We start from the raw sequence: 19,322 nt of genomic DNA on the forward strand, positions 1-19,322 counted from the left end.
AGTGGTTCCTCGATGCTGGTGGCACGTTCCGTCATGCTCTCCACGAGGATACCGGCCGACGATATAATTCTCAACCGTCGTATCACTCGCGGATACGAGTTTTTGAATCCACATTTAGGAATTCTGCACTTCGAAATCCAATTTATAAATATATTCTTGTGGTATTTGGGTCGAAACAGAGAGAAAATGCATAATACAACTCTCTATTAGAAAATAGCGGCACAAAAATACAATTCCGTTGAGGGTACGTGAAAATACGACACGCAACGCCACGCACCGAGCGACACCTCGAAACGTCGCTCCGTCCGGTGGAAGCGGACACTCGAACCGGAGACGGATGAATTAAGCACCTTGCCAGACATTGCCAGTCGTATGAAGTCAGTCTACTACGAGGAGACGGGCGGGACCGACGTCCTGCAGTACGGCGAGCAACCAGACCCCGAGATCGAGGACGACGAGGCACTCGTCGAGGTGAAGGCCGCTGGACTGAACCACCTCGACGTGTGGACGCGTCGCGGCCTCCCGACACCGCCGTCCTTTCCGCACATCCCCGGGAGCGACGCCGCCGGCGTCGTCCGCGAGGTCGGCGACCGGGTCACGCGGTTCGAGGCGGGCGACCGCGTCGCGGTGTACCCCTCGGTGTTCTGTGGCGACTGTGAGTTCTGCCGCCGGGGCGACGAGACCCGCTGTGACGAGTTCAAGATAATCGGCGAGCACACGCGGGGGGTCCAGTCCGAACTGACCGCCGTCGCCGAGGCGAACCTCGTCCCCCTCCCGGAGGGCGTCGACTGGGAGACGGCGGCGGCGACGCCGCTGGTCTTCCAGACGGCGTGGCGCATGCTCGAGAGCCGCGCGGAGGTGTCCCAGAGCGACCACGTCCTCGTGCAGGGGGCCTCCGGCGGCGTCGGCCACGCCGCGGTCCAGATAGCCGCCCACGCCGGCGCGACGGTGTACGCGACGGCCTCCAGCGAGGAGAAGCTGGACTACGCCCGCGACATCGGCGCCGACTACGCCATCAACTACGAGGACGAAGACTTCGTCGACGCCGTCCACGACCGGACCGACGGCCGGGGCGTCGACGTCATCGTCGACCACGTCGGCGGCGACAACTGGACGGCCAACATGGACGCGGTGGTCAAGGGCGGTCGTATCGTCACCTGCGGGGCCACGGCGGGCCCGACGCCGGAGACGAACATCTCCCGCATCTTCTGGAAGCAACTGGACATCATGGGGTCGACGATGGGCGACCCGGGCGAGATAGACGAGGTGTTCCCGCTGGTGTGGGACGGCACCTTCGAACCGCGCATCCGCGAGGTGCTCCCGATGAGCGAGATCGCGCGGGGCCACGAACTGCTGGAGGAGCGCGAGGGCTTCGGGAAGGTGGTCGTCGTCCCCGACGCCGAGTACGACGGCTGAGCGGTCACACGCCCTCGCGGCCGGCGTGACCACACGGCTTTTGCGTGTCCGCGGGCACTAGCCCTACCAATGAGCGACAGCGAGTCCGGCGGGCCCAAACAGGTCTCGGACCCGGCCTACCACAGCGAGAACCACACGGCCGCCCAGACCTGCGGGTGGACGAAGAACGCCATCCAGGGCGAAGGGAAGTGTTACAAGTACATCTTCTACGGTATCGAGTCCCACCGCTGCATCCAGATGACGCCCGTGGTCAAGTGCAACGAGCGCTGCGTCTTCTGCTGGCGCGACCACGCCGGTCACGCCTACGAACTGGGCGACGTCGAGTGGGACGACCCGGCGGCCGTCGCCGACGCCTCCGTCGAACTCCAGCGGAAACTCCTCTCGGGGTTCGGCGGCAACGAGAACGTCCCGCGGGACGTCTTCGAGCAGGCCATGGAGCCACGGCACGTCGCCATCTCGCTGGACGGCGAACCGACCCTCTATCCGTACCTGCCCGAACTCATCGAGGAGTTCCACGAGCGAGACATCACCACGTTCCTCGTCTCGAACGGCACGAACCCGGAGATGCTCGCCGAGTGCGACCCGACGCAGCTGTACGTCTCCGTCGACGCCGCCGACCGACAGACGTTCGACGCGACGGTGAAGGCCGTCGAGGACGACGCGTGGGACTCGCTGATTCGAACGCTTGACGTCCTCGCCGAGAAGGACGACACGCGCACCGTCATCAGGACGACGCTGGTGAACGGGCACAACATGCACCACCCCGAGTGGTACGCGGCGATGTGCGACCGGGCCGACGCCGACTTCGTGGAGATGAAGGCGTACATGCACGTCGGCCATTCCCGGGGGCGACTCGACCGCGACTCGATGCCCAGCCACGAGGATGTCCGCGCGTTCACCGAGGCGATGCAGGCGTACCTGCCCGACCACGACGTACTGAAGGAGGTCGAGGAGTCCCGCGTGGCGATGCTCGCCGAGGACGAACAGACGTGGGTGCCGAAGCTGGAGAAGTCCAGCGAGTTCTGGGAACGGGACGCGCTCGTGGAGTACTGAGCGGCCGGGAGTGGGTGCCGAGGATGAACACCCGTAGGTGTGAGGGACAACGTTCATTCCGGTGCTCCGCCAAGACTCGCCACGCGTCGGCCCGTGCGACAACCGCCGGGCGGTTTCTATCCGTTCCAATTCTGAGACGCATTCCATATTCGGTATGCTTATCCGAGGGGCGTCCGTAGCTCGGTGTATGGCTGAATCATCGGGACGGGCCGTCGGGCGCGACGAGCTCGCGACGCTGAAACTGCTCGCGCTCGACGGCGCCCTCGACGAGCGGACCAAGGTCTCCTGTGCGGACCTCGCGGGGCGGCTCGACGCCTCCAACCAGACGGCGTCGCGGCGCCTCCAGCGTCTCGACGAGGCCGACCTGCTCGACCGGGACATCGTCAGCGACGGGCAGGAGGTACAGATCACCGAGGCGGGCGAACACCGCCTCCAGTCCGAGTACGCCGACTACCGGCGCATCTTCGAGGCCGACGCCAGCGTCGACCTGAACGGCATCGTCACCTCGGGGATGGGCGAGGGTCGCCACTACATCACCCTCCCGGGGTACATGAAGCAGTTCATCGAGCGACTGGACTACGAGCCGTTCGCGGGGACGCTGAACCTCGAACTCACCGAGGAGAGCGTCCGCAAGCGGGCGCGACTGGGCGCGCTCGAACCGGTGACCATCGAGGGCTGGGAGGACGACGAACGCACCTACGGTCCGGCGTACTGCTACCCGGCCTCCGTCGTCAGCGGCGACGGCGAGTACGCCCCCGCCCACATCATCGCCCCCGAACGGACCCACCACGGGGAGGAGCAACTGGAGGTAATCGCGCCCGAGAAGCTCCGGGACGTGCTGGAACTGGCCGACGGCGACGAGGTGACTGTCCATGTCACGGAGTGAGCGCGCCGTGGACGCCGACAGCGCCGCCGACGCCGTCGCGGCGTTCGCCCGCGGCGAACCGGTCCTGATCCACGACGCCGCTGACCGCGAGGGTGAGACGGACGTCGTCTACCCCGCCGGCGCGGTCGACCCCGCCGCCGTCGCCCGCATGCGCAACGACGCCGGCGGCCTCGTCTGCGTGGCCCTCTCCGACGCCGTCGCCGACGCGCTGGAGCTGCCGTTCATGCAGGAGGTGCTCGACCACCCGACGTCGGCCGACCACGAACTGGGCTACGACGAGCGCTCCTCGTTCTCCATCACGGTGAACCACCGCGACACGTTCACCGGCATCACCGACGAGGACCGTGCGCTGACCATCCGTGAACTGGCCGACGCGGCGGCGGCCCCCGACGCCGGGGCGTTCGCCGACGCGTTCCGCTCGCCGGGCCACGTCCACCTGCTCCGGGCCGCCCCGGACCTGCTGGCCGACCGCGAGGGCCACACGGAGCTGGGCGTCGCGCTCGCTCACGCGGCCGACCAGCCGCCCGCGGTGGTCGTCTGCGAGATGCTCGACGACGAGACGGGGGCGGCGCTCCCGCCGACGGCGGCACGGGCCTACGCCGAGCGCGAGGGGCTGGTGTACGTCGAAGGGTCGAGCCTACTCACCGACCTCCCCTGACTCGGCCGTCTCTCTGTGGCGCGAATAAGCCCGGCTTTCACGCAGACCGCGCCGCCTGCGCCGACCTTACGGCTCGCTACGACGGGTATAACAAATGCCGTCTGTCGTGGGGTAGGTCGGTATGGACTCGGATTCCACACCGGAGCGACAGGTCGCCGTACTGGCCGTGGTGCTCACCGTCGTACTGGTCCCCCTCTCGGGCGTCGTCGTCGCACAGACCGCCGGGAACCAGACCGGAGACGCCGGGAACCAGACTGCGGCGGAGTTCGTCGCGGTGCAGGGCGAGCAGTGCACGCCGCTGACCGCCTTCGCCGGCAACGAATCGGCGCGGGCGTTCTACGACTACCGTGTCCCGTTCCCGACCAACCCCTACATCAACACGACCGGCCTGACCTACGGGTCCGAAGGGTTGGAGGGGCTCCAGCGGGCGAACGCGAGCGTGCTCTTCCTCTACCGGGACACCAACGGGACCGCGAACGAGAGCGACGACACCCTGAGCCTGGTGTTCGTCCACGGCGAGGAGGGCAACGCGAACTCCACGGGCGGGTCGGCGTCGTTCGACATCTCCGGCCTCCCCGAGAACGGGTCGTGGACCGTCAGAGACGACGACTACAACGCCTCGGACAACTACGACGTCTGGACCGTCGAGCCGGGTACGACCCGCGTCGACTGGACGTGGGGCGACGCCGCGACCGACGGCGGCGTCTTCAGCGGCCTGGGTGCCGACGAGACGATAACGGTGCAGCCGGCGTTCAACGAGGACGCGATGCTGGCCGGGCAGTACTACGACGGCACCGTCACGCGCTGGGTCGCCCTCTCGAACGAGACGGTCAACGGGACGAGCGTGCCGAACGAGACCACGCTGAACCGCACGCGAGCGCTGACGATAACGACCGACGACTGTGCGGCGGTCGTCGGCGCGACACCGACGGAGACGGGAACGGAGACGGAGACGCCGGGCGGTCTGTTCGACGACGAGACCGAGACGCCGACTGAGACCGAGTCAGAGACGCCGACCGATACGCCCGAGGAGGACGACGACACGCCGATCGACATCTTCGACGAGGAGACGGCGACGCAGACGCCGGAGAACGAGTCGACCGCCGAGTCCGACTGAGGCTCGCCCGGTCTCTCGCCCCCCGAGCGCCGCGCTCGCCGCCCCCTCGCCTTCGGGTGTGAAGCCGCGACACAGACCGTCAACACTCTTAACCGAGGGATTCAATGGGGGATATATGACACACGACGAGACACCTGCCGGTACAGAGGCGAGTCATCGCGAGACGCGGGGGGCGAGCGCATGAGCGACCGTCCCGAGATGTTCGAGGCCGTCGACGAGATATGGATGGACGGGGAGTTCGTCGACTTCGAGGACGCCAACGTCCACCTGCTGACCCACGCGCTCCACTACGGGACCGGCGTCTTCGAGGGCGTCCGGTGCTACGAGACCGAGGCGGGGCCGGCCATCTTCCGCTGGGAGGAACACCTCGACCGCTTCTACAACTCTGCGGAGGTCTACGACATCGAGATCCCCTTCGAGAAGCAGGAGCTCACCGAGGCGACGGAGGAGCTCATCCGCCGGGAGGGGCTCCAGTCCTGTTACATCCGCCCCATCGCGTTCTACGGCTACGGCCCGCTGGGGCTGAACCCCCAGAAGTCCCCGGTGCAGGTCGGCCTCGCCGTCTGGCCGTGGGGCGCGTACCTCGGCGAGGAGGCGCTCGAGGACGGCGTCGACGTCGCCGTCTCCTCGTGGCGCAAGTACGCCTCCAGCCAGATTCCGACCAACGCGAAGACCACCGGCACCTACGTCAACAGCGTCCTCGCGTCGCTGGAGGCCAAGGAGAACGGCTACACCGAGGCCATCGTTCTCAACAAGGAGGGCAACGTCGCCGAGGGGCCGGGCGAGAACATCTTCCTCGTCCGCGACGGCGAGATATACACCACCGGGCTGGCCGAGTCCATCCTCGACGGCATCACCCGCCGGACCGCCATCGAACTCGCCGAGGAGCGCGGGTACACGGTCCACGACGACGCCACCATCTCGCGGGGCGAGCTGTACACCGCCGACGAACTGTTCTTCACCGGCACCGCCGCCGAGGTGACGCCCATCCGCAGCGTCGACGACAACGAGATCGGTGCGGGCACGAAGGGCCCGGTCACCGACGAGATACAGACGGCCTTCTTCGACCTCGTCGAGTCGGGCGAGCGCGAGGAGTGGTTCCGCTACGTGTAGTCAGTCGTCGTCGGTGTTCGTCATCGGGAGCGGCGTCTCGCCCTTGTGCGTGTCGCCGAAGCCGGCGCTGAGTATCCGCGTGAGGGCCTCTTCGACGCGCTCGTCGGTCTCCTCGTAGTTCTCCGGTTCGATCTCGACGACGTAGCCGCTGGTGATGTTCGGCGCCGTCGGCAGGAAGAGCACGTCCCGGCCGTCGTCGGTCGTCTGCCCGGTCTTGAACGCCGTCATCCGCATCCCGTCCCACGCCTCGACCTTCACGGGGGTCTGGAGCTCCTCGGTGCCCGACACCGCCGTCTCGACGGCCATCTTCGAGGCGTTGTACACCACCCGGAGCCCCGGGACCTGGTTCATCGCGTCGTCGAGGGCGCTCTCGACGAAGTCGCCGAAGGCCGTCCGCATCAGGTAGCCAACCGAGAAGACGATGAGGACGAACAGCACGAGCGCGACGAACACGCGGGCGAACTCGACGGTCCGGACCGTGGCCACGTCGGCGGGCACGCCGAGGTCCATGAGCAGCTCCGTGTCGATGGCGGGGATGAAGAACGCGGCAGACGCGAGGATGCCGTAGAGGTAGACGATGACGTAGAGCGTGACGATGACCGGCAGCAGGATGATGAGGCCACTCGCGAAGTCACGCTTCCACGACGAAGAGGAGGCCATATCAGTACCAGACGGCCACGGATTATCAGCCCTTCCCTTTCTTGACAGCTCTCGCTACCCGCTCGCGATGGCCCGCAGCGCGAACAGCGCGTTCTCCTTGCGCTCGAGGACGCGCCGGTAGAAGTACGACAGCCACCTCTCGCCGTACGGCGCGTACTGCCAGACGTCGCAGGCCCCGGCCAGTTCCCGCTGGGCGTCCTCGCGGACGCCCATCAGCATCTGCACCTCGTAGGGCGTGCCGTGCTTGCTGTGGAGGTCGGCCGCCAGCGTCAGCATCGCCGGGTCGTGGCTCCCGACGGCGACGCCGTCGTCGAACTCCCGGAACATGAACTCGAGGTCGGTCCGGTAGGCCTCGTTGACCCGGGACTTCTCCGTGAACGCGACGTCTCTCGGCGGGTCGTAGGCGCCCTTGACCAGCCGGACCTTCCCGGGGCAGTCGGCCAACCGTTCGAGGTCGTCGGCGGTGCGGCGGAGGTTCGCCTGCACGCAGACGCCGACGCCGCCACCGCGCTCCCGGGCGTGGTGTTCGAACGCGTCCAGCGTGGCGTCCGTCGTCGTGTGGTCCTCCATGTCTATCCAGACGAACACGCCGTGGTCGGCGGCCGCGTCGACCACCCGGGCGAGGTTCGCCCGGAACACCTCCTCGTCGACGAACAGCCCCAGCTGGGAGGGTTTCACCGAGATACACGCACGGAGGTCCGAGCCGCCGATGTCGGCGACCAGCTGCTCGTAGGCCGCGGCGTCCTCGTCGGCGGGCGCTCGCTCGTGGTAGTGTTCGCCCAGTCGGTTGCAGATGACGCCGACGCCGGCCTCGTTCGTCTTGCGGGCGTGTTCCAGCACCGTGGCGGCCGATTCACCGGCGACGAACCGACTCGCGACTGGCGGCAACATAGGTAATATTTGCCGCCCCAGTGGCAAGAAGGTTGCCGTCGCCCTCCTGTGCGGCGTGCAGGCCGAGCCACACCGATTAAGACACCGGGCCGACAGGCGGGCATATGGACATCTTCGGGGTCGTCGCGACGGCGCTGTGGGCGATGTTGCCCGCCTACGTGCCCAACAACGCGGCGGTACTGGCTGGTGGTGGGCGACCGATAGACGGCGGTCGGACGATGGGCGGGCGTCGTCTCCTCGGCGACGGCAAGACGTGGCGCGGGACGCTGGCCGGGACGCTGGCCGGGACGGCCCTGGCACTCGCGCTCTCGGCCGTGACGCCGGCGGTGAGCACCGTCGTCGGCCACTCGCTCCCGCGGTTCCCCGTCCTCGCGGGGCTCGGACTGGCGTTCGGGGCGATGCTCGGCGACATCGGCGCGTCGTTCGTCAAGCGGCGGAGCGGCCGCGAGCGCGGCGCCGCCTTCCCCGGCCTCGACCAGCTGGACTTCGTCGTCGGCGCCCTCCTCTGTGCGTTCGTCCTCGCGCCGTCGTGGTTCGGGCGGACGTTCACGCTCCCGGTGGTCGTGGCCATCCTCCTCGTCACGCCGCTGTTACACGTCGTGACCAACGGTATCGCGTACCTGCTCGGCCTGAAGAACGAGCCGTGGTAGGCCGGCGAGCGGATGTGATGTGCTTTTCACACCGGCCCATCGAAGTGTAGGACATGACTACGCGCGCGGACACGCTGCGGCTGGCGACACGGGGGTCCGACCTCGCGCTGCGACAGGCGGCGACGGTCCGGGACCTCCTCTCGGGGCGGCGACTCACCGTCGAACTCACCGAGGTCGAGACGACGGGCGACCAGATACGCGACGAACTCATCCACCGACTGGGGAAGACGGGGGCGTTCGTCCGCAGCCTCGACGAGAAGGTCATCGCGGGCGAACTGGACGCGGCGGTCCACTCGATGAAGGACATGCCGACCGAGCGACCCGACGACCTCGTGGTCGCCGCCGTGCCCGACCGGGCCGCGCCGGGCGACGTGCTGGTGACGCCCGACGGCAGCACCCTCGAGGAGCTCCCCGAGGGCGCGACCGTCGGCACGTCGAGCCTCCGCCGCCGCGCCCAGTTGCTCGCCGAGCGCTCGGACCTGACGGTCGAACCGCTCCGGGGCAACGTCGACACGCGCGTCGAGAAGCTGCTGGCGCCGTCGCTCCAGCGCGAGCACCAGGAGCGCCACGAGGCCGAACAGGAGCGCAAGGAACATGCCGGTGACGAGGACGACGACTACGAGTTCCCCTACGACGAGGACGTCGAGACGTGGTTCGACGGACTCGCCGAACTCGAACGCCGCGCCATGGAGCGGGACCCGGACGTGGAGTACGACGCCATCGTCCTCGCGAAGGCCGGCCTCGACCGGGCCGGGCTCACCCACCACGTCGGGACGAGCGACCTCCCCCTCGACACGTTCGTCCCGGCGCCGGGACAGGGCGCCCTCGCCGTGACCGCCGTCGACGGCGACCTCGCGGAGACCGTCCGGGACCGCATCGACGACCCGCAGACCCGCGTCGAGACGACCGTCGAGCGGACCATCCTCGGGGAACTGGGCGGCGGCTGCGTCGCCCCAATCGGCGTCTACGCCACGCTGGAGGGCGGGGTCGTCCACACGAACGTCCGCGTGCTCTCCCGGGACGGTGACGAGGAGGTCCGGGTCAGCCGCGACCTCGCCGCGGAACGGCACGTCGACGCCGCCGTCGACCTCGCCGCGGAACTGGCCGACGAGGGCGCCGCCGACCTCATCGCGGAGGCCAAGCGCGACGCCGGGGCCGCCGACGACGACGCCGCGACCGCCCGGGAGGAGGACGAGCCATGAGCGACGAGGTGGGCGAGGTGTACCTCGTCGGGTCGGGGCCCGGCGACCCGGACCTCCTGACCGTGAAGGCCAAGCGCCTCCTCGAGACCGCCGACGTCGTCCTCCACGACAAGCTCCCCGGCCCCGAGATCCTCGGCCAGATTCCCGAGGACAAGCGCGAGGACGTGGGCAAGCGCGCCGGCGGCGAGTGGACGCCACAGGAGTACACGAACGCCCGGCTGGTCGAACTCGCCCGGGAGGGCAAGACCGTCGTCCGCCTGAAGGGCGGCGACCCGACGGTGTTCGGCCGCGGCGGCGAGGAGATGGTCCACCTCGCCGAGAACGAGATCCCGTTCGAGGTCGTCCCCGGCATCACCAGCGCCATCGCCGGTCCGGAGGCCGCGGGCATCCCGGTCACGCACCGCGACCACGTCTCCTCGGTCTCCTTCGTCACGGGCCACGAGGACCCCACGAAGGAGGAGTCGGCCGTCGACTGGGCGGCGCTGGCCGACACCGGCGGCACCATCGTCGTCCTGATGGGCGTCGGCAAACTGCCGGGCTACACTGCCGAACTGCTGGACGCGGGGATGGACCCCGACACGCCGGTCGCCCTCGTCGAACGGGCGACCTGGCCCGACCAGCGCGTGGCCACCGGAACCCTGGACACCATCGTCGACGTGCGCGACAGCGAGGGCATCGAACCGCCGGCCATCACCGTCATCGGCGACGTCGCGGGGCAGCGCGAGCGCGTCGTCGACTTCCTGGAGGGGGCCTGATGCGCGAGGAGCCACGCCTCCGGGTGGCGGCGTTCCGCCCGGACGACGAGCGACTGGCGGCGGCCGTCGAACTGCTGGAGTCGCTGGGGGCCGACCCCGTCGCCGACCCGATGCTCGCCGTCGAACCGACCGACAGGACGCCCAGAAGCGACGCCGACTACGTGGTGCTGACGAGCAAGACCGGCGTCGAACTCGCGGCGGACGCGGGCTGGGAACCGGGGGCGGCGACGGTGTGTGCCATCGGCGAGGCCACCGCGGCGGCGCTCCGCGAGGCCGGCTACACCGTCGACGTGGTCCCCGAGGAGTACTCCTCGACGGGGCTGGTCGAGGCGCTGGAAGCCGAGGTGGCCGGGTCGCGCGCCGAGGTTGCGCGCTCGGACCACGGCTCGGCGGTCCTGACCGACGGCCTCGAGGCGGCCGGCGCGTACGTCCACGAGACGGTGCTGTACCGCCTCGTCCGCCCGCCGGAGTCCGGCGCGTCCGCCGAACTCGCCGCCGACGGCGAACTGGACGCGGCGCTCTTTACCTCCTCGCTCACCGTCCGGCACTTCCTCGCCGCGGCCGCCGACCGCGGGGTCCGCGACGCGGCCATCGAGGGCCTGCGCGAGGCGACGGTCGGCGCCATCGGCGAACCGACGAGGGAGACGGCCGAGAACGCCGGCATCTCGGTCGACGTGGTGCCCGACCGGGCGGACTTCGAGACGCTGGCCTGTGACGTCGTGGAGACGGCGGCCCCGACCTACCACGACTGATGCGCGGCGAGGAGGGCGGTCTCGCCGACGTACTCCGACCGCTCGGTCTGGTGACCGGGTGGCAGGTCGTCGCCAGCACCTGCTTCTACGCGCTGTTCGCCGGCACGGCGCTACTCCAGGCGGAACTCAACCTCTCGCGGTTCCTCGTCGGCGTCGTCGTCACCGCCGGAACGCTCGGGTACACCGCCGCGCTGTTTCCGGTGGGTGCGGCCGTCGACGGCGTCGGCGAGAAGGCGGTGATGGTCGGCGGCCTCGTGGCGCTGGCCGTCGGCGTCGCGGGCGTGGGGCTGGCCACCGGGTTCCCCGCCTTGCTGGTCGCCGCCGCCTTCCTCGGCGCGGCCTACGCCACCGCGATGCCGGCGACCAACCGGGCCATCGTGACGAGCGTCCCCGGCGCGCTCCGGGGGCGGGCGATGGGCATCAAACAGGTCGGCGTCACCGGCGGGAGCGGCGTCGCGGCGGTCCTCGTCGTCAGCGCCGCGCCGTCGGTGGGCGCGTGGAATCTCGGCTTCCTCGTCGCCGGGGGCGTCGCTCTCGCGGTGGCCGCGGCCTTCGCCGTCGGCTACCGGGGGGCGCCCGGCGGCGAGTGGCGCCTGCCGGACCTCGACGGACTCCGGCAGAACCGCCCCTACGTGGCGCTCGCCGGCGGCGGGTTCTTCCTCGGGGCGGCGCTGTTCACGACCGTCGGCTACGCGACCCTGTACCTGACCGACTCGGTGGGCGTCTCCGTCGCCGTCGCCGGCCTCGGCTTCGCGGCGATGCAGGTGTCGGGGAGTCTGGGCCGGGTCGCCGCCGGGTGGCTGGCAGACCGTCGAGCGGCGTCGGAGGCCCGCGCGAACGCGACGGTCCTGCTCGGGCAGGCGGCGCTGGGCGCCCTCCTGCTGGCGGCGCTCGCCCTGCCGGACCTCCCGCGCCCGGTGGCGCTGGCGCTCGTCGTCGGCGTCGGCGCGACGATACTGGGGTTCACCGGGCTCTACTACGCCTGCATGACGGCGCTGGTGCCGGCCGACGAGGTCGGGGCGGCGACCGCCGGCGGCCAGACGGCGCTCAACGCGGGCGCACTGCTGGCCCCGCCCGCGTTCGGGTGGCTGGCCGACTCGGTGTCGTACCGCGCCGGGTGGCTGTTGCTCGCCGTCGGCGCCGCCGTCGGGGTCGGGTTCGTCGCGCTGGTCGCCCGCCGGACGACGCCGTAGCGGCCCGTCTCAGTCGGCGGTCTCGGCGGCCCGTTCGTCGGCTTCGACCTCCTCGCGGAGCGTCTCCAGTTCGTACTCGACGGCCCGTTCGTTCGACAGGCGGTCCAGTTCCCGGTCGATGTCGTCGCCCTCTTCGAGCACGGACTCCAGTTGGCCGCTCGCCTCCAGTTCCTCGAGGGCGGCGGCGCGGGCCTCCATGCGTTCGGTGCGCTCGGTGGCGCGCTCGATGGCCCGGTTGACGTCCGCCATCGTGTCGCCGACGCCGGTGAACGCCTCGGAGACGCGGGCCGACGCCTCGGCGGCCTCGTAGCGGGCCTTCATCGTCTCCTTGCGCGTGCGGAACTGCTCTATCTGGCTCGACAACTCCGCGCGCTTGCCCACGAGGCGGTCCTGTGTCTCCTGCAGGCTGTCTATCTGCTCCGTGAGGTCGGATATCTGGCCCACGTGGGTCTGTTTCTTCTCCAGCGCGCGCCGCGCGAGGTCCTCGCGGTCCTGTCGCATCGCCTCGCGGGCCTGTCCGTCGTACTTCTCGACGTTCTCGCGGAGGCGCCGGCGGTGTATCTCCAGCCGTTTCTTCTGGGTGGTCACGTCGGCGATGCCGCGCGTGACCCGCTGGAGTTCGTCGCGCAACTCCTCGTAGGAGTAGTCCAGTTCGGCCGAGGGGTCCGACGCCCGGTTCAGCAGGGCGTTCAGTCTCGCGCGGATGGCGAAGCCGATGCGACCGAGGAGGCTCATCGTCCCACCTCGTCGGTGGTCTCTGTGCGTCGGGCCACGAGTGAGGGTCCGGTGGAGAACATGCGACTGCCTACGAGTGACAACGAGATAACACCATCGGCGGGCCGGGCGGGCGTGTCCGGGCTCCGACCGTTAAACCGAGTTAAATCGGGGAAAGAGGCGCTAATTCGGGGTAATCTGCGTTCACCGTCGACTCCCTTGATACGGTCGTCGCCACAACGACCGGGTACAGATGACGCGACAACTGCTCCGAACGGCCGGCGTGCTCGTGGCGATACTGACGCTCCTGACCGGCGCCGCGGCGGCGGCGCCCGCGACGGACGTGACAGACGACGGCACCGAGGCAATCGGACCGCCCGGCGGCCTGCCCGACCCGGTGCCCGACTTCGTCTCGTCCATCCTCGACAGCATCACGCAGTTCCTCGAGGGCGCGCTGGGCGGCAACCCCGGTGACGAGGTCAGCGGGGCCGCGAGCGACGGGGCCGACAGCTAACCGATGCGTACGAAACTGCTCGCGGTCGGTGGCGTGGCGCTCCTCCTCGCGGGTGCCGCTGGAGCCGTGCTGACCGGGGTCGGCCCGGCACCCGGCGGCGACAGCGGGTCGGACATCGAGTCGTTCCCGACCGAGACGCCCGGCGAGCGGACGACCGACAGCGGCGGTGCGGACAGCGCGGCGACGACGGCCACGGCGACGCCGACGCCGCCGTTCGGCTTCGGTATCGACGACATCGAGAACTGCGGTCAGACCTGCCGTGACGTGACCTCGACGCTGACGAACCGGCAGGACACCGCGGCGACGGACGTCACCGTCTACACGCGCATCTACGCCGGCAACGGCACCGACGGCGACGTCGTGTGGGAGGGGTCCGAACCGGTCGGCACGCTCGACGCCGGCGAGTCCTACACGGCGACCGAGCGCGTCGAACTGTCCTACAGCGAGGCGCTCGCCGTCGAGAACAACGACGGCTGGATAACGGTCCAGACGACGGTCCAGACGGCCGACCAGACCGTGACGTTCACCGACCAGCGACAGGTCGCCTGACTCGACTGGCGGGTTTATCTTCCACCGCTTCGTACCAGACGTATGCCAACTTACCACGTCCCGGGTGGGGCGTCCGGACGTCCGGCGGCCCGACGACGGCTGGGAGCGTCGGTCTGACCGTGGCCGACGGACGCCGCGGGGCCGTCACCGACGCGCGGGTCGGCCTCGCCGTCGGACTCTTCGCCCTCCTCCTGGTCGGCGCGGGGGCGGCGTTCCTCCTCGGTGTCGGCCCGTTCGGAGCCGACGGCGGGACGGCCGGCCCACCGGAACCGGACGGTCCCCCACGGGCCACGCCCACCGAGGGACCGCCGCCGTTCACGCTCGCTATCGACCGGATAACCGAGTGCGGGCGGACCTGCCGCGACGTGACCTCGACGCTCCGGAACGAACAGCCACAGGCGTCCGCCGACGTCGGCGTCACCGCCACCATCTACGCCGGACGGGGCACCGACGGGAGCGTCGTCTGGTCGGGCTACGAGTGGGTCGGTGCCCTCGACGCCGGGGCGACGTACACCACGACACAGCGCGTCGACCTCTCGCTCGGCGAGGCGCTGGCCATCGAACGCGCCGACGGCTGGATAACCATCGAGACGACCGTCGAGTACGACGACAGGGTGCTGACGTTCTACCGCCAGCGGAAGGTCGCCTGACGACGACTGAAGGTTTTTATCCCGGGGCGCGCCTACCCCGGCACGATGAGTACACCCGGCCCCGTTCCAGCGCTGGCCGACCGCGCGACCGCCTCTGCCGACCGGCTACGGGCGGCCGACCGCGTACTGCTGGCCTCCCACATCGACGCGGACGGCCTCACCAGCGCCGCTATCGCCACGACGGCGCTGTCGCGGGCGGGCATCCCCGTCGAGACGGTGTTCAAGAAGCAACTCGACGCCGAGGAGATAGCCAGCATTGCCGCCCGCGAGTACGAGACGGTGCTGTTCACCGACTTCGGCTCCGGCCAGCTGGACGTCATCTCCGAGCACGTCGCCGCGGGGGACTTCGAGGCCGTCGTCGCCGACCACCACCAGCCCTCGGACCCCGAGGACTGCAACGCCGACGCCGTGGGCGAGACGGACGGGTACGCCGATTTCGACTACCACTGCAACCCGCTCCTCGTCGGCCTCGACGGGGCCTCGGAGCTGTCCGGCGCGGGCGCGGCGTACGTCCTCGCCCGCGCCCTCGAACCCGACGGGGGCGACAACCGCGACCTCGCGGCGCTCGCGGTGGTGGGCGCCGTCGGCGACATGCAGGCCGTCGGGGGGGAGCTGGTCGGCGCGAACGAGGGCCTCGTCGAGGAGGGCATCGCCGCCGACGTCCTGGAGGAAGGGACCGACCTCTCGCTGTACGGCAAGCAGACCCGCCCGCTCCCGAAACTGCTGGAGTACGCCACGGAGGTCCCGATTCCGGGCATCTCGAACGACCAGGCCGGCGCCACGAGGTTCCTCGAGGACCTCGGGCTCGACCTGAAACGCCACGGCGAGTGGCGGACGTGGGCCGACCTCTCGGACGACGAGCGCCAGACGGTCGCCAGCGCGCTGGTCCAGCGGGCGGTCACGCGCGGGGTGCCCGCCGACAAGATACAGTCGCTCGTCGGGACGACCTACACGCTCACGACCGAGCCCGAGGGGACGGAACTCCGGGACGCCAGCGAGTTCTCGACGCTGCTGAACGCCACCGCCCGCTACGAGCGGGCCGACGTGGGGCTGGCGGTCTGTCTCGGCGACCGACAGGCCCCCCTCGAGCAGGCCCGCAAACTGCTGGCGAACCACCGCCGGAACCTCTCGGAGGGCCTCGACCTGGTCAAGGAGCGCGGCGTCACCCGCTCCGAGCACGTCCAGTACTTCGAGGCCGGCGACGCCATCCGCGAGACCATCGTCGGCATCGTCGCGGGGATGGCGCTGGGCACCGACGGCGTCGACCCGGACAAGCCAATCGTCGCCTTCGCCGACGCCGACGGCGAGACGAAGGTGTCCTCGCGGGCGACCGGCCCCCTCGTCGGCCGCGGCGTCGACCTCTCCGTCGTGATGCGCGAGGCCGCACAGGCCGTCGGCGGCGACGGCGGCGGCCACGACATCGCCGCCGGTGCGACCATCCCGGCCGGCGAGGAGGACGCCTTCGTCGAGGCGGCCGACGACGTGGTCGCCGACCAGCTCGACTGAGGCGGGTCCACGGACCGGACCGTGTGTCGGGGTCCCACCGCCACCGTGGGCAGCAAGAGCTATACGGGCCGCTATCCGATGGAGTGACGAATGGACTCGCGCGAACTGTTCGACCTCGTGCTGGTCGTCGTCGCCGGCCTGCTGGCCTACACGGAGACGTTCGGCTTCGCCGACCCGCGGGCGACCCTCGCGGAGATTCTCGCCGTCCTCACGGGGCTGGACGTCCGGGTCTACCTCGTCCTCGGCGGCCTGTTCGGGGTGTCGTTCGTCGCCTATCTGGTCGTCTACCTGCCGAAGAAGGACGCCCGGTCGGCCCGCCCCTGAGCAAGTCCGGGCCACCTTTATCCTCGGCCGTCCTCGTCCCGACAATGACGGAGTTCGACCCCGAGCAGTTCGAGGACAAGTACGCCAACTACTTCCCGGAACTGCAGAAGGCCTACAAGCAGGCCTTCGAGGTGCTGAACGACCGCTACGACTCGGAACTCGTCCACGCCATCGACCAGCAGATCCTCAACGAGTCCGAACCGTTCTACGACGAGAGCGAAGGGTTCTACGTGGAACTGCCGGAGGACCCGCGGGAGCGGCTCACCGCCATCGTCGTCGACGACGAGAAGTTCGAGGTCGTCCTCGAGGAGTTCGTCGCCGAGATCGAGTCCCAACTCCACCGCATCTTCGGGGTCGAGGAGTAGCCGGCCCGACTGGCGCCGTCGCTGTCTCTCTCGCGGGTGGCGTCGGCCGGGCCCGGCAGGTCCCCGGCGTTTCCTGGCCGTTCGGAGCACCCGAGGGCCGACGACAGACGCCGGCAGGCGCTCGCCGACATGGGAAGGTTCGTTACCGTCGAACTGTAACCCGCCGGCATGGACCAACGGAAGCCCCCGCAGACGGAAGAGGGCTGGTACGTGCTGCACGACTGCCGCCGAATCGACTGGGACGCCTGGCGGGAGGCTCCCCAGCGAGTCCGCGACCGCGCGCTCTCGGAGGGCATCGACTTCCTCTCGGCCTACGAGGCCGTCGAGGACGCGGCGGAGGGCCAGACGGCCGTCTACACCGTGCTAGGCCACAAGGCCGACCTCATGGTCCTGCATCTCCGGCCGACGATGGGGGACCTCGACGCCGCGGAGCGTCACTTCGAGCAGACGGAGTTCGCGCAGTTCACCGAGCAGGTGTACTCCTACGTCTCGGTGACCGAAGCGTCGGGCTACACCGAGAAGGCCCGCGAGTACTTCGAGGGGGAGGTCGACGACGACTCGGGGCTGGCACAGTACATCCAGGCGCGGCTCCACCCCGAGGTGCCCGACGAGGAGTTCGTCTGTTTCTACCCGATGAGCAAGCGCCGCGACCCCGACCAGAACTGGTACGACACGTCCTTCGAGGAGCGGGCGGCCCACATCAAGCGCCACGGCGACATCGGCCGCGGGTACGGCGGCGACGTGAACCAGATGATCTGTGGCTCCATCGGGTTCGACGACTACGAGTGGGGCATCACGCTCTGGAGCGAGGACATGACCAGCATCAAGGAGCTGCTGACCGAGATGCGCTTCGACCCCTCCACCTCGAAGTTCGCCGAGTTCGGCCCCTTCTACGTCGGCCGCCGCTTCGACCCCGCGGACCTCCCGGCCGTCCTCGCCGGCCAGCGAGTTCCGACCGACGGGGAGACGGCCGGCGGGACGGCGGCCGCCGAGGCCGTCGACGCGCACGCGGAGGGCGGCGGGCAGGGACGGCCCGACGCCCACGCTGAGGGCGACGCGGGCCACGCCCACGCCGGCGACGCCGAGGACCACGGCAGCGCCCACCCGGGCGGTGCGAGCGAGGGCGACCACCCGCACGGCGAGGACCCCGCCGACGCCGACCACCCAGCGAGCGACCACGGTGGCGAGGCCGACGATTCGGGGTCGAGCGGCGGTCGGCCGGACGTCTCGGGCGACTTCGAGGAGATAGACGACGCCGCCCAGCGGCTCGGCCGGCTGGGCCTCCACGAGGGCGAGGCCTACGACGCCGGTGACTACGCGCTGGTCTTCCACTCCTCGGCGGACGCCGAGGCCATCGTCGACGATGTGGAGGAACTCGCCGAGAGCTTCGACCACTACGACCGGCACGTCACCACGACGGTCCGCGCCCAGAGCGGCCAGACCTACGTCGTCAGCGTCTGGACGGCGAAGGAGGCCGCCGAGACGGCGGCCGGGTTCCTCGGCGACCTCGACGGCGTCGAGGAGCGGCTCGGCGGCCAGCTGGGCGAGGGCGACGACGCGGACGACGACGGCGACCACGAACGGGCCGCGGCGTCCTCCCAGTCCATCCGCGAGCAACTCGAAGCCGAGGGCGTCTACGCCGGGCAGCCCCACGGTGAGGACGTCTACGCGCTGGTCGTCTACTCCGAGGCCGACCCCGACGAACTCGCCGACGAGGTGGCGGACCTCCGGAGCGCCTTCGACCGCTACGACACCCACGTCCGGACGACGGTGTACACGGACCTCGACTCCGACACGACGGCCGTCGCCTCCCTGTGGGATACCGAGGACGCTGCGGAGACGGCCAGCGGCTACCTCTCGGACCTCCCCGACGTCGTCCGCCGGCAGGGCGAGGGCGACGGCTTCGGGACGATGGGGATGTTCTACACCGTCAAGCCCGAGCACCGCGAGGACTTCGTCGAGAAGTTCGACACCGTCGGCGGCCTGCTGGCGGACATGGACGGCCACCGCGAGACGGCGCTGCTCGCCAACCGCGACGACGAGAACGATATGTTCATCGCCAGCCAGTGGGACAGCAAGGAGGACGCGATGGCGTTCTTCCGCTCGGACGCCTTCTCGGATACGGTGAGCTGGGGACGGGACGTGCTGGCCGACCGCCCGCGGCACGTCTTCCTCGCGTAGCCGGCACCGACTCCCACCCTCGGCCGGCCTCCCTGTCGGTATAAAAACCTGAGATAGTACGTCTCAAGAGTGATTCGTTCGACCGCCGTCCCGGTATCTGTGTGAACGAAGAGCACACGTACCGCGGCGAAACCGAACGATTGGCCGGGAGCGCGCCACGGAGTCACGGCGAG

General features: G+C 69.8%; 21 protein-coding genes. 18 read left to right on the plus strand and 3 right to left on the minus strand.

Features of this window, described 5'->3' with window-relative positions:
* Window positions 1–372: 372 nt before the first annotated feature.
* From ACV7GQ_RS00460 to ACV7GQ_RS00485, 6 genes are all read left to right on the plus strand, one after another.
* Window positions 373–1,416 (plus strand): zinc-binding dehydrogenase, encoded by a 1,044-nt coding sequence (locus tag ACV7GQ_RS00460; protein ID WP_470311599.1) that lies wholly within the window; start codon window positions 373–375, stop codon window positions 1,414–1,416.
* Between the two features lie 69 nt (window positions 1,417–1,485).
* Window positions 1,486–2,469 (plus strand): 4-demethylwyosine synthase TYW1, encoded by a 984-nt coding sequence (gene twy1, locus ACV7GQ_RS00465; protein WP_470311600.1) that lies wholly within the window; start codon window positions 1,486–1,488, stop codon window positions 2,467–2,469.
* Between the two features lie 187 nt (window positions 2,470–2,656).
* Complete coding sequence (locus ACV7GQ_RS00470; RefSeq protein WP_470311601.1) at window positions 2,657–3,355, plus strand: DUF120 domain-containing protein; 699 nt, start codon at window positions 2,657–2,659, stop codon at window positions 3,353–3,355.
* Window positions 3,342–4,013, plus strand: coding sequence for a 3,4-dihydroxy-2-butanone-4-phosphate synthase (gene ribB, locus ACV7GQ_RS00475; RefSeq protein ID WP_470311602.1), 672 nt, complete (start codon window positions 3,342–3,344; stop codon window positions 4,011–4,013). The genes ACV7GQ_RS00470 and ribB overlap by 14 nt, the downstream gene beginning before the upstream one ends.
* A gap of 121 nt (window positions 4,014–4,134) precedes the next feature.
* A complete protein-coding gene (locus ACV7GQ_RS00480; RefSeq protein ID WP_470311603.1) occupies window positions 4,135–5,130 on the plus strand; it encodes a hypothetical protein in 996 nt (331 codons plus the stop codon).
* Between the two features lie 180 nt (window positions 5,131–5,310).
* Window positions 5,311–6,243: a branched-chain amino acid transaminase gene (locus tag ACV7GQ_RS00485; protein WP_470311604.1), complete on the plus strand. Its 933-nt coding sequence runs from the start codon at window positions 5,311–5,313 to the stop codon at window positions 6,241–6,243.
* Here ACV7GQ_RS00485 and ACV7GQ_RS00490 read toward each other — a convergent pair whose 3' ends face one another.
* Together ACV7GQ_RS00490 and ACV7GQ_RS00495 are read right to left on the minus strand one after the other, a co-directional pair.
* Complete coding sequence (locus tag ACV7GQ_RS00490; RefSeq protein WP_470311605.1) at window positions 6,244–6,903, minus strand: DUF502 domain-containing protein; 660 nt, start codon at window positions 6,901–6,903, stop codon at window positions 6,244–6,246. It abuts the gene before it with no gap.
* 54 nt (window positions 6,904–6,957) lie between these two features.
* Window positions 6,958–7,794, minus strand: a complete 837-nt coding sequence (locus ACV7GQ_RS00495; protein WP_470311606.1) for a proline dehydrogenase family protein — start codon at window positions 7,792–7,794, stop codon at window positions 6,958–6,960.
* Between the two features lie 104 nt (window positions 7,795–7,898).
* Between ACV7GQ_RS00495 and ACV7GQ_RS00500 the strand changes: the two genes are divergently transcribed.
* The 5 genes from ACV7GQ_RS00500 to ACV7GQ_RS00520 are packed head-to-tail and all read left to right on the plus strand — an operon-like array spanning window position 7,899 to window position 12,346.
* Window positions 7,899–8,444, plus strand: a complete 546-nt coding sequence (locus ACV7GQ_RS00500; RefSeq protein ID WP_470311607.1) for a CDP-2,3-bis-(O-geranylgeranyl)-sn-glycerol synthase — start codon at window positions 7,899–7,901, stop codon at window positions 8,442–8,444.
* Between the two features lie 53 nt (window positions 8,445–8,497).
* Window positions 8,498–9,646 (plus strand): hydroxymethylbilane synthase, encoded by a 1,149-nt coding sequence (gene hemC, locus ACV7GQ_RS00505; protein WP_470311608.1) that lies wholly within the window; start codon window positions 8,498–8,500, stop codon window positions 9,644–9,646.
* On the plus strand, window positions 9,643–10,401 hold the full coding sequence (gene cobA, locus ACV7GQ_RS00510) for a uroporphyrinogen-III C-methyltransferase (RefSeq protein ID WP_470311609.1): 759 nt from the start codon (window positions 9,643–9,645) through the stop codon (window positions 10,399–10,401). Before hemC ends, cobA begins: the two co-directional genes overlap by 4 nt.
* Entirely contained in the window at window positions 10,401–11,153 is a 753-nt protein-coding gene (locus ACV7GQ_RS00515; protein ID WP_470311610.1) for a uroporphyrinogen-III synthase, read from the plus strand. The genes cobA and ACV7GQ_RS00515 overlap by 1 nt, the downstream gene beginning before the upstream one ends.
* Complete coding sequence (locus tag ACV7GQ_RS00520) at window positions 11,153–12,346, plus strand: MFS transporter (protein WP_470311611.1); 1,194 nt, start codon at window positions 11,153–11,155, stop codon at window positions 12,344–12,346. Before ACV7GQ_RS00515 ends, ACV7GQ_RS00520 begins: the two co-directional genes overlap by 1 nt.
* A 9-nt stretch (window positions 12,347–12,355) precedes the next feature.
* On the opposite strand, the gene ACV7GQ_RS00525 is transcribed toward ACV7GQ_RS00520, so the two are convergent.
* Complete coding sequence (locus tag ACV7GQ_RS00525) at window positions 12,356–13,081, minus strand: PspA/IM30 family protein (protein WP_470311612.1); 726 nt, start codon at window positions 13,079–13,081, stop codon at window positions 12,356–12,358.
* 232 nt (window positions 13,082–13,313) lie between these two features.
* Between ACV7GQ_RS00525 and ACV7GQ_RS00530 the strand changes: the two genes are divergently transcribed.
* The 7 genes from ACV7GQ_RS00530 (at window position 13,314) to ACV7GQ_RS00560 (ending at window position 19,149) form a co-directional block, all read left to right on the plus strand.
* Window positions 13,314–13,574: a hypothetical protein gene (locus ACV7GQ_RS00530; RefSeq protein ID WP_470311613.1), complete on the plus strand. Its 261-nt coding sequence runs from the start codon at window positions 13,314–13,316 to the stop codon at window positions 13,572–13,574.
* A gap of 3 nt (window positions 13,575–13,577) precedes the next feature.
* On the plus strand, window positions 13,578–14,123 hold the full coding sequence (locus ACV7GQ_RS00535; protein WP_470311614.1) for a hypothetical protein: 546 nt from the start codon (window positions 13,578–13,580) through the stop codon (window positions 14,121–14,123).
* 119 nt (window positions 14,124–14,242) lie between these two features.
* Window positions 14,243–14,773 (plus strand): hypothetical protein, encoded by a 531-nt coding sequence (locus ACV7GQ_RS00540; protein ID WP_470311615.1) that lies wholly within the window; start codon window positions 14,243–14,245, stop codon window positions 14,771–14,773.
* Between the two features lie 45 nt (window positions 14,774–14,818).
* Window positions 14,819–16,279: a DHHA1 domain-containing protein gene (locus ACV7GQ_RS00545; RefSeq protein ID WP_470311616.1), complete on the plus strand. Its 1,461-nt coding sequence runs from the start codon at window positions 14,819–14,821 to the stop codon at window positions 16,277–16,279.
* 90 nt (window positions 16,280–16,369) lie between these two features.
* Window positions 16,370–16,603: a hypothetical protein gene (locus tag ACV7GQ_RS00550; protein WP_470311617.1), complete on the plus strand. Its 234-nt coding sequence runs from the start codon at window positions 16,370–16,372 to the stop codon at window positions 16,601–16,603.
* Between the two features lie 44 nt (window positions 16,604–16,647).
* The gene (locus ACV7GQ_RS00555; protein ID WP_166966725.1) at window positions 16,648–16,968 is read left to right on the plus strand and encodes a DUF5783 family protein; all 321 of its coding nucleotides are present in this window, start codon (window positions 16,648–16,650) and stop codon (window positions 16,966–16,968) included.
* Between the two features lie 168 nt (window positions 16,969–17,136).
* Window positions 17,137–19,149 carry a heme-binding protein gene (locus ACV7GQ_RS00560; protein ID WP_470311618.1) on the plus strand — a complete coding sequence of 671 codons (2,013 nt, stop codon included), beginning with the start codon at window positions 17,137–17,139 and terminating at the stop codon, window positions 19,147–19,149.
* Window positions 19,150–19,322 lie beyond the last annotated feature (173 nt).

The sequence above is a fragment of the Haloarcula sp. MBLA0163 genome (assembly GCF_055632435.1).

What these genes read in the sequence shown, in the direction of transcription:
- ACV7GQ_RS00460 (WP_470311599.1), top strand. Translation starts at nt 373, where the DNA reads ATGAAGTCAGTCTACTACGAGGAGACGGGCGGGACCGACGTCCTGCAG.
- ACV7GQ_RS00545 (WP_470311616.1), top strand. Translation starts at nt 14,819, where the DNA reads ATGAGTACACCCGGCCCCGTTCCAGCGCTGGCCGACCGCGCGACCGCC.
- ACV7GQ_RS00525 (WP_470311612.1), bottom strand. Translation starts at nt 13,081, where the DNA reads ATGAGCCTCCTCGGTCGCATCGGCTTCGCCATCCGCGCGAGACTGAAC.
- ACV7GQ_RS00500 (WP_470311607.1), top strand. Translation starts at nt 7,899, where the DNA reads ATGGACATCTTCGGGGTCGTCGCGACGGCGCTGTGGGCGATGTTGCCC.
- hemC (WP_470311608.1), top strand. Translation starts at nt 8,498, where the DNA reads ATGACTACGCGCGCGGACACGCTGCGGCTGGCGACACGGGGGTCCGAC.
- ACV7GQ_RS00490 (WP_470311605.1), bottom strand. Translation starts at nt 6,903, where the DNA reads ATGGCCTCCTCTTCGTCGTGGAAGCGTGACTTCGCGAGTGGCCTCATC.
- ACV7GQ_RS00560 (WP_470311618.1), top strand. Translation starts at nt 17,137, where the DNA reads ATGGACCAACGGAAGCCCCCGCAGACGGAAGAGGGCTGGTACGTGCTG.
- ACV7GQ_RS00555 (WP_166966725.1), top strand. Translation starts at nt 16,648, where the DNA reads ATGACGGAGTTCGACCCCGAGCAGTTCGAGGACAAGTACGCCAACTAC.
- ACV7GQ_RS00520 (WP_470311611.1), top strand. Translation starts at nt 11,153, where the DNA reads ATGCGCGGCGAGGAGGGCGGTCTCGCCGACGTACTCCGACCGCTCGGT.
- ACV7GQ_RS00495 (WP_470311606.1), bottom strand. Translation starts at nt 7,794, where the DNA reads ATGTTGCCGCCAGTCGCGAGTCGGTTCGTCGCCGGTGAATCGGCCGCC.
- ACV7GQ_RS00470 (WP_470311601.1), top strand. Translation starts at nt 2,657, where the DNA reads ATGGCTGAATCATCGGGACGGGCCGTCGGGCGCGACGAGCTCGCGACG.
- ACV7GQ_RS00515 (WP_470311610.1), top strand. Translation starts at nt 10,401, where the DNA reads ATGCGCGAGGAGCCACGCCTCCGGGTGGCGGCGTTCCGCCCGGACGAC.
- ACV7GQ_RS00480 (WP_470311603.1), top strand. Translation starts at nt 4,135, where the DNA reads ATGGACTCGGATTCCACACCGGAGCGACAGGTCGCCGTACTGGCCGTG.
- twy1 (WP_470311600.1), top strand. Translation starts at nt 1,486, where the DNA reads ATGAGCGACAGCGAGTCCGGCGGGCCCAAACAGGTCTCGGACCCGGCC.
- cobA (WP_470311609.1), top strand. Translation starts at nt 9,643, where the DNA reads ATGAGCGACGAGGTGGGCGAGGTGTACCTCGTCGGGTCGGGGCCCGGC.
- ACV7GQ_RS00550 (WP_470311617.1), top strand. Translation starts at nt 16,370, where the DNA reads ATGGACTCGCGCGAACTGTTCGACCTCGTGCTGGTCGTCGTCGCCGGC.
- ribB (WP_470311602.1), top strand. Translation starts at nt 3,342, where the DNA reads ATGTCACGGAGTGAGCGCGCCGTGGACGCCGACAGCGCCGCCGACGCC.
- ACV7GQ_RS00530 (WP_470311613.1), top strand. Translation starts at nt 13,314, where the DNA reads ATGACGCGACAACTGCTCCGAACGGCCGGCGTGCTCGTGGCGATACTG.
- ACV7GQ_RS00485 (WP_470311604.1), top strand. Translation starts at nt 5,311, where the DNA reads ATGAGCGACCGTCCCGAGATGTTCGAGGCCGTCGACGAGATATGGATG.
- ACV7GQ_RS00535 (WP_470311614.1), top strand. Translation starts at nt 13,578, where the DNA reads ATGCGTACGAAACTGCTCGCGGTCGGTGGCGTGGCGCTCCTCCTCGCG.